General features: G+C 72.5%; 7 protein-coding genes and 1 tRNA gene. 5 read left to right on the top strand and 3 right to left on the bottom strand.

The window, feature by feature from the left end; translation table 11 throughout:
- A partial coding sequence (locus tag HGA02_RS09965) for a CBS domain-containing protein (protein ID WP_168678873.1) occupies positions 1 to 276 on the top strand: 276 nt, incomplete at its 5' end.
- 383 nt (positions 277 to 659) lie between these two features.
- Here HGA02_RS09965 and HGA02_RS09970 read toward each other — a convergent pair.
- The 3 genes from HGA02_RS09970 to HGA02_RS09980 all read right to left on the bottom strand — a co-directional run bounded on the left by HGA02_RS09970 (position 660) and on the right by HGA02_RS09980 (position 2,762).
- A complete protein-coding gene (locus HGA02_RS09970) occupies positions 660 to 1,019 on the bottom strand; it encodes a hypothetical protein (protein ID WP_168678874.1) in 360 nt (119 codons plus the stop codon).
- A 2-nt stretch (positions 1,020 to 1,021) separates the two neighbouring features.
- Complete coding sequence (locus HGA02_RS09975; RefSeq protein ID WP_168678875.1) at positions 1,022 to 1,186, bottom strand: BrnT family toxin; 165 nt, start codon at positions 1,184 to 1,186, stop codon at positions 1,022 to 1,024.
- Positions 1,187 to 1,511: 325 nt separating this feature from the next.
- Complete coding sequence (locus HGA02_RS09980) at positions 1,512 to 2,762, bottom strand: low temperature requirement protein A (RefSeq protein ID WP_168678876.1); 1,251 nt, start codon at positions 2,760 to 2,762, stop codon at positions 1,512 to 1,514.
- Between the two features lie 107 nt (positions 2,763 to 2,869).
- On the opposite strand from HGA02_RS09980, the gene HGA02_RS09985 reads away from it, so the two are divergent.
- The 4 genes from HGA02_RS09985 to HGA02_RS10000 all read left to right on the top strand — a co-directional run bounded on the left by HGA02_RS09985 (position 2,870) and on the right by HGA02_RS10000 (position 4,874).
- Positions 2,870 to 2,942, top strand: a tRNA-Arg gene (locus HGA02_RS09985).
- Between the two features lie 88 nt (positions 2,943 to 3,030).
- Positions 3,031 to 4,062 (top strand): RDD family protein, encoded by a 1,032-nt coding sequence (locus HGA02_RS09990; protein ID WP_168678877.1) that lies wholly within the window; start codon positions 3,031 to 3,033, stop codon positions 4,060 to 4,062.
- 9 nt (positions 4,063 to 4,071) lie between these two features.
- Positions 4,072 to 4,422, top strand: a complete 351-nt coding sequence (locus tag HGA02_RS09995) for a hypothetical protein (RefSeq protein WP_168678878.1) — start codon at positions 4,072 to 4,074, stop codon at positions 4,420 to 4,422.
- 83 nt (positions 4,423 to 4,505) lie between these two features.
- Entirely contained in the window at positions 4,506 to 4,874 is a 369-nt protein-coding gene (locus tag HGA02_RS10000) for a DUF2200 domain-containing protein (RefSeq protein ID WP_168678879.1), read from the top strand.
- Positions 4,875 to 5,038 lie beyond the last annotated feature (164 nt).

A 5,038-nucleotide genomic window follows, 5' to 3' on the forward strand; every position in this document is an offset into this window, starting at 1 on the left:
GGGCACCTGCGCGTGCTCGTCGGCGCGCGGGACGCCCTGACGGGCGTCGTGCACGTGCGGGACACCCTCGTGCGCGGCGACGACGAGCTTGTCGACGACCTCGTCCGGCCTGTGCTCACGCTCGCCGCGGGCACGCCCGTCTACGAGGCGCTCGCTCAGATGCGCGAGGAGCGGCAGCACCTCGCCGTGCTGCGGGACGACGCGCGGTTCGCGGGCGTCGTGACGCTCGACGACCTCGTCGCGCGGCTGTTCCCGCGGCTCGCCGACGCGGCCTGACGGGTCGGACCGGCGGTCGGGTGCGTCGCAAGGCGGCGGCCACGCCCGGGCCCGACGACCAGGCCGCAGCCCGGTCCCTGTCGCGGGTCCTGGCTGCGGCCTTCGCGCGTCGGGCGGCGCGGACGTCGCCGAGGACGACGGGACCGGTAACCCGTTCTGCGCTGGCCTCGACGCCCCTGGCGAGGCAGTGGTCCGCTGGAACTGGATCGATGCTGACGTGGAGTCCCACGAGGGCTCGATGGACGAGTTCCGCAGCACGTGGCTGTTCGGATCGGGAGACACGCCCTAGTGCGGCTTCATTCCGTCGCGCCCCAGCCTGTGCGCGCTCGACCGAGGTGGCGGAGACCCTGGTCGAAGGCGAGCCCTGCCAAGTCAGCGAGGCGTCAGCCCGCCGCGGCCTGCTCTGGACGCACCGTCGCTCGGGGTGCGCGAGTGGCCGGGACGTGGGCGACGGACGAGGCCATCAGCCGCCGGAGGTCACGGACGAGCACGACGGCGTCGTCGTCACGGAGAACTTCACCGCCGACGCCGTCCTCGATCCAGCCGCGCAGCAGCGCGGTGACCTTGACGCCCTGCGCATCGGCGAGACGCCGGGCAGCGTTGAGCGTCGACGCGGGCATCCGGACTGAGATCGCGACCATCGGTTCGTCGACGACACGCTCGTCGAGCGTGGCCGCCGTGATCTCAGCGGTGAGGTCCGCGTTGTCGAAATGCTCCCGCAGTGCCTTGATGTCGCGTGCCATGTTCACCGCCCCTTCCGTTCGAATGTCTTGCGCTCGCTGCCGGTCATCGGTCGAGCGGTGACGACGTACCAGGAGCCGTCCATCGCGTCCGCCAGGACGACGACGAGGTGGGCCCCGCCGTCCGTCACTCCGAAGATCAGCGTCGTGTCGTCACGTCCAGGTGTCACCCAGCGTGGCCGGCTGTAGACAGTTCCTCGACCTGCGCTGGTGTGACGTTGTGCCGCGCGATGTGCTCCTCGGACTCTTCGGTCCAGAGGATCGGCAGCATCTTCACTGATCGAACGTAACACGTTTCGTACTACAGCGCCCATGTCAGCAGCGTCGGGGCCGTCATCGTGGGCCCGGCGCGCTGGTCGGTCCCGGCGGCAGACTCGGGGAGCCGCCGTCAACGAAACGCTGACCGCTGACGTGGTGCTGCTCCCCGGTGCTGGCGATCAGATCGAGAGGCCCCTCGGCGCGAGCGGCAACGTGCGCCGAAGGCATGAATGGGGTTCAGGTCGCCGCCCGGTCCCCTTCGCGGGCCCGGGCGGCGGCCTTCGCACGTCGGGCGGCGCGGACGTCGCCGAGGATGACGGCCAGCAGCACCGCGTTCGCGAGCCACGACAGCGTGAGCGGCGTGACGGCCGGCGCGAGCAGCACGAGCGCGAGCGCCGCGGCCACGCCGCCCAGGTGCCAGACGGACCAGCGGCCGCCGGTCGCCCGCCGGAACAGCGCGTTGCCGAGCAGGTAGACGGCCACGGCACCGCACATGATCCACGCCGTCCACCCGTCGGTCGCGCCGTGGTGCCCCTCGGGGTGCATCAGCACGAGCTCGTCCGCGACCGCGGTCGCCACGATGCCCATGACGAGCAGGAACGGCACGTAGGTGTAGGCCGTCTGCGCGACCATGCCCGTCTCGTCGCGCGTCGCGAAGTACTCCGCGGCACGCCGCTCCGAGCGGTCGAAGAACAGCAGCCACATGAGCACGGTCGACGCGAAGGCCGCGAGGAACGCGACGACCGTCACAGGGGTCACCGCGAGGTCCCCGAACGCGGTACCCGTCACGATGATCGACTCGCCCAGGCTGATGATCATGAAGAGCGCGACGCGCTCCGCCATGTGGTCGCCGCGCACCTCCCACGTCGACGCGTGCGTCCCGCGCATGCCCGGCACCCAGAACATCGACCGCGGCCCCGCGATGTCGACGACGGCCGCGACCGCCCACAGCAGGAGCCGCTGCTCCTCCAGCAGCGCCCCCGCGACCCAGAACGCGCCCGACACCGACAGCCAGATCGCGATGCGCACGAAGTTGACCGCGTTGACCGGCCAGTGCCGGCCCATCGCCCACGCCGTGAACAGCGTCCGCCCGACCTGGATCGTCACGTAGGGGACCGCGAACAGCAGCGCCTTGTCGCCGAACGCCTCGGGGATCGCGCTCGACATCAGCAGGCCCAGCAGCATGAGGACGATGAGCATCGCCCGCACCGGCAGCCGCTCGGGGTCCAGCCAGTTGGTCACCCACGTCGTGTCGATCCACAGCCACCAGATCGCCCAGCCGAGGATCAGCGTCTGCACGACGTGCTCGCCGTCGGGGTGCGCGATCAGCAGGTGCGACAGCTGCGTCACCGCGAACACGAACACCAGGTCGAAGAACAGCTCCACGTACCCGACGCGGCTGCCGTCGTGACCGTCCCCGTGCCGCAGCACGTCGGCGCGCATGCCGACGCGACCACCCCCCGTCCCCAGCCGTCCGGTGCTCGTCATGGCCGCGATCCTGCCAGCCGCGACGCGGCGTGCCGAGGGTCACGCCATTCCGGTTTGGGGACTGGCGGGTCGTCCCTGTATCGTTCAGGACGGCCCGCGAGGGTCACGCGCCCGTAGCTCAATGGATAGAGCATCTGACTACGGATCAGAAGGTTGGGGGTTCGAGTCCCTCCGGGCGCACAGCAAGCCCGCTCCACCACGACGGTGGGGCGGGCTTCGTCGTTCCGGGCCCTGGTGCGCGACGCCGTGGCCTGGGACGATCCCGCGCATGACGATGCCCGTCCTCCAGCCGCCGGCGGCGGAGCTCGACGCGACGCCGGCGTACGCGAGCTGGTCACGACGGGTCGTCGCGGCGCTCCTCGACAGTGCCGTGCTCGGCGCGATCACGTGGTTCGCGGTCGGCGACGGGTTCGCCTCGCCGACGCTCCAGCCGACGTTCGACCTCGGCATCACGCCCCAGACCACCGGCGAGCCGTGGCCGTCGTCGTGGGCGCTCATCGGCGCGTGGCTCGCGATGCTCGTGCTGCAGGGGCTCACCGGGCAGACGCCCGGACGACGCGTCCTGGGCGTCGCGGTCGTGCGGGCGACGCCCGACGGGCTCCCGCTCGACGAGCGGCCCGGCGTGCTGCGGTCGGTCGGGCGCTGGCTCGCGCACCTGCTCGACGCGATCCTGCTGATCGGCTACCTGCGGCCGCTGTGGAACCGCGAGCGGCAGACGTTCGCCGACAGCCTCGCGGGGACGGCCGTCGTCCGTCGTCCCCGGTGGCCCGAGCCGGGCGCGGACCGGGACGTCGTGTGGCGTCGTTCCGTCGCCGCCACCGTGGGCGCCGTCGTGCTGGTCGCCGTCGGGGTGCCGGCGGGTGTCCGGTTCGGCCAGTCGGGCGGCGTGGAGCGGCTCGCGCAGACCGAGTGCGTCCTGACCGAGCAGACGCCCGGGGCGTTCGTGACGGTCAAGGGCGCCGAGCTCGTCGTGGACCGCGAGTGGACGCAGGACATGCGCCTGTGGCCGCGGCCGGACGACGGCCGCAAGGAAGGACGCACGAGCGTCACGCTGAACGTGCGGTGGGACGACCTGGCGATGTCGAACGAGACGTCGCGCCGGCTGCTGGTCCGCACGACGTCCGACGGCGGCACCGTGGACAACGACGTCGGCCTGGTGTCTGGCGGGGCGCAGCTACCCGTCGACGGCGCGGGCGGCGGGACGGTCGACGTCGAGGTCCTGCTCGACGGCGCACTCCTGACCTCGTGCTCCGCGACCGTCCCCGCGGTCCCCGGCGACGCCGGCGGCGGGCAGGAGTAGGTTCCCGCCATGCGCTGGTCGCCCCCGACCGACCTGCCCGGCCGCCTCGTGCCGTCGAGCGGTGGCCGCGTGCCCGTGCGGGTCCGCGGGTTCGTCGAGGAGCGGTCGCCGGCGCCGTCGCGGACCCCGGACCGCGGGTTCGCCGTGGTGCTCGCGCGCACCGAGCACGACGTCGTGAAGGTGGTGCGCGGCACGACGGTGCTCGGCTACCTGCCGCCCGCGTGGTCGCAGGTCGTCGACTTCGAGCTGTGGTCGTGCGAGCAGGCGGGCGAGCCCGCGCTCGCGCGGGCGCTGCTCGAGGGGCGGCCGGGTGAGCGGGACCTGTTCGTCATGCTCGACTGGCCGCGGCGACGCTCCTGACCGCGGGGGGCGCGGGCGGGATACTGGTGGCAGAGACGGCGGGGTCGGCACGGCACCCTGCGTGACGACGGAGGGCGAGCGACATGGCCGGGCACCGGATCTTCGGGATGAGCTTCGCGAGCATCTACCCGCTGTACGTCGAGAAGGTCGAGCGCAAGGGCCGGTCCCGCGAGGACGTCGACCTTGTGATCACGTGGCTCACCGGGTACGACGACGCCGGGCTGCGGGAGGCGGTCGCCGACGAGCGCACGCTCGAGGAGTTCTTCGCGCAGGCACCCGGGCTCAACCCGAACGTCTCGCTCATCACCGGCCTGATCTGCGGGTACCGGGTCGAGGAGATCGAGGACCCGCTCATGCAGAAGATCCGGTACATGGACAAGCTCGTGGACGAGGTCGCGCGCGGCAAGAAGATGACGTCGATCCTGCGCGGCAGCGCCCCGGCGGGGGTCTAGCGCGGACGTCCCCGTCGCGGTCTCCGGGCCCGAGCGACCAGCGCGGGACCTACGCGTCGACCTCGGTGGTCGGCCGCAGGGACGTCGCCCCGACGACGGCCGCACCCGCGGTGACGACCGCGAGCGCGCCGAGCGCGACGGGCACGCTGACCGCGGCGGCGACG

Origin of the sequence: Cellulomonas septica (assembly GCF_012396155.1) — a bacterium.
GTDB lineage: Bacteria > Actinomycetota > Actinomycetes > Actinomycetales > Cellulomonadaceae > Cellulomonas > Cellulomonas septica.

Coding starts and splice junctions, on each gene's coding strand:
- HGA02_RS09970 (WP_168678874.1), bottom strand. CDS start 1,019: ATGGCACGCGACATCAAGGCACTGCGGGAGCATTTCGACAACGCGGAC.
- HGA02_RS09980 (WP_168678876.1), bottom strand. CDS start 2,762: ATGACGAGCACCGGACGGCTGGGGACGGGGGGTGGTCGCGTCGGCATG.
- HGA02_RS09990 (WP_168678877.1), top strand. CDS start 3,031: ATGACGATGCCCGTCCTCCAGCCGCCGGCGGCGGAGCTCGACGCGACG.
- HGA02_RS09995 (WP_168678878.1), top strand. CDS start 4,072: ATGCGCTGGTCGCCCCCGACCGACCTGCCCGGCCGCCTCGTGCCGTCG.
- HGA02_RS10000 (WP_168678879.1), top strand. CDS start 4,506: ATGGCCGGGCACCGGATCTTCGGGATGAGCTTCGCGAGCATCTACCCG.